This window comes from Prevotella sp. AM34-19LB, from assembly GCF_003468525.1.
In the GTDB taxonomy this organism is placed as follows: domain Bacteria; phylum Bacteroidota; class Bacteroidia; order Bacteroidales; family Bacteroidaceae; genus Prevotella.
The window spans coordinates 1-1312 of the sequence record NZ_QSIG01000117.1; the positions used below are offsets into that span (position 1 = coordinate 1).

The following is a 1312-nucleotide window of genomic DNA, read 5'->3' on the forward strand; positions in this document are numbered from 1 at the left end:
ACTTTATAATTGGACACTACAAAGTTACTTAAAATCAACGAGATGCACAACTTTTTCTCCATAAAAATATACTAATTTTCAGGCGGTTTTTTAATTCCGCCAACAGGTTAACCAAAATATTCGTCTCGCAACTTTATTTTTTATATCTTTGCTCCCAAAAGTGTGTCCTGAGACAGAATGACGTCCGATATTGGCTATATTTGATAGATTCTATCAAGTCTCTGTAATGGGGATGGAGCGAAGGGGGAGCGTACTTAGCCAAATTCAAAGTCCAACTCCAGGAAATGGAGAATGAGCTAATGAATGAGGCAGCCTTTGTAATAGGAGTAATAAAATTAATAAAGAGTAAGTGCAAAGAGCCGTGTGAAGGGAGACTTTCAAGCACGGTTCCGAGAGAAGGGTGGGTGAAATTCCCTCCACTTACTCGACAAGAAATATGCAATGATGAAAAGAAAGACAACTTATAATTTTCTGCAAATAGTTATCATAACCGTTTTGTTTCTGCTGGTTTCATGTGGCGGAAATCGTTTTGTGGATTCCAAGATGGCAAGTGCTGATAGTTTGATGGATGTCTGTCAGGATTCGGCACAGACAGCCTTAGCCATGCTTGATAGTCTAAAGGCGCAGAAGCCTGATATGAGCAAGGTACAACAGATGCATTATGATCTGATTTATGCCAAGGCGATGAACAAGAGCTTTGTGGATTTTACCACAGATAGCGTGATGAAGCGAGTGGTTGCCTATTACGACAAGCATGGCTCTATGAATGAGCGAATGCTGGCATATTATCTTTTAGGCTGTGTGTATCGGGATCTGCAGGATGCCCCTGCTTCTCTCGATAACTACAATAAGGCAGTGGAATTGGCTGATACCACGAGTGCTTCGTGTGATTATGCCTTGTTGTCTAGGATTCATGGCGCTATGGGAGATTTGTATAGTGTAGGATCTTCCCCTCTGATGACGATAAAGGAAACAAGACTTGCTGCTAAATATGCCTGGTTGGCTAAGGATACATTGGCTGCAGTTGCTGCTTATCGTACGCAAGCCAGCGGTTATTATAATTTGGGAAATTCGGATTCAGTCTTGAGTATTTCCCTCAATGCTCATCATTTCTGCATGAAAAACGCGCTGGGTTCAGAAATGTATCATGGTTTGAATGCCATCATAGATGTCTATATTAACAGGAAAGACTATAAGCGTGCTGGTTATTATATCCAGATGATGCGGCAAAAAGCAGATCAGTTTATTACCCCAAGTCAGGTTCGTAGAGGTAGTGAACTCTTATATTATAATATAGGTAGATATTATTGCG

General features: G+C 40.8%; 1 pseudogene. It reads left to right on the top strand.

What is annotated here, in order from left to right:
* Positions 1–441: 441 nt before the first annotated feature.
* Positions 442–1312 (top strand): annotated as a pseudogene (locus tag DW830_RS15450) (hypothetical protein); the annotation flags it as partial.